This is a genomic window from Mesorhizobium sp. M7A.F.Ca.ET.027.03.2.1 (assembly GCF_003999175.1).
Taxonomy (GTDB): domain Bacteria; phylum Pseudomonadota; class Alphaproteobacteria; order Rhizobiales; family Rhizobiaceae; genus Mesorhizobium.
The window spans coordinates 1-906 of sequence record NZ_RZOM01001579.1 but is presented as its reverse complement, the minus strand read 5'-3'; the positions used below and the strand labels follow the sequence as shown (position 1 = coordinate 906).

Genomic DNA, 906 nt, shown 5'->3' with positions numbered 1-906 from the left:
TCCAGACACTGTGATGCGCAGAGAACATGAACAGCACCGCGCCAAGCGCCCGCAACGCGGTCGCCAGGATAGCCAGCAGCGCGGCGCGGCCGAATTTGCCCAGGCCATTGTTGACGATCAGCGCCACCTCGACCGGCCGCCACAGCAGCGCTTCGGCAAAGACGATTGCCGCAAACACCGACAGCGGCACGGTGTCGGCGAAGAAAAGCAGGTAGACGCCGAACGAGGCCGCGGCCAGCAACGGCAGCGACAGCACGCCGAGCAGCAGGAAGCCGGCGGAGAAGGTGCCGATCAGATTGGGGCGGATGGTGGCGGTGCGGTAGAGCGCCGAGATGAACCCGAAGGCGAGGATGCGCGACAGCATGACACCGGCCGCCGAAGCGGTGGCGAACATGCCGAATTCGGAAATGGACAGCGTGTTGGCCAGCGCGATGAAATAGGCCAGCGAAAACACCAGTCGCCCGCCGGCGCCGCTGATCGCCGAGAAATAGTCGCGAAGCAGCCCCCGTCGTTCGGCCAAAAAGCTGCCGATCCGGGCGAGGGGCCGCCTTTGCGGTATGTCACTGGCCTGCGTCATGTCTCAAGGAGAGCCTAGGCGGGAAAACTTAACGTGCCGTTCTGGAGGCTGAGCCTGTGTCGAAAATAGATGTAACCGAAGCGAGAAACCGACGCTTCGGTGCGGGAAAATTAACCTTTTGTTTTCCATGCCTGTTTAGCGTGGCTTAACGAATGGCCAAGCGCCGTTTGCAGGTCGCCAAAGGTAAAGTTCCAGACGATGGTCGACAGGGAAAACCGCGAGGACTGGAAGCGCGAGCGCTCATTGCTGGCGCTTGGCCAGGCTGTGCGCGGCGACGAACCCGACGCGTCCCTGGTCTCGATAGGCGACCGGGCAGACCCGTCATGGCG

Annotated in this window: 1 pseudogene; it reads right to left on the bottom strand. The window is 62.7% G+C overall.

Features of this window, described 5'->3' with window-relative positions:
- Positions 1-577 (bottom strand): annotated as a pseudogene (locus EN750_RS36560) (lipopolysaccharide biosynthesis protein); the annotation flags it as partial.
- Between the last annotated feature and the right edge of the window lie 329 nt (positions 578-906).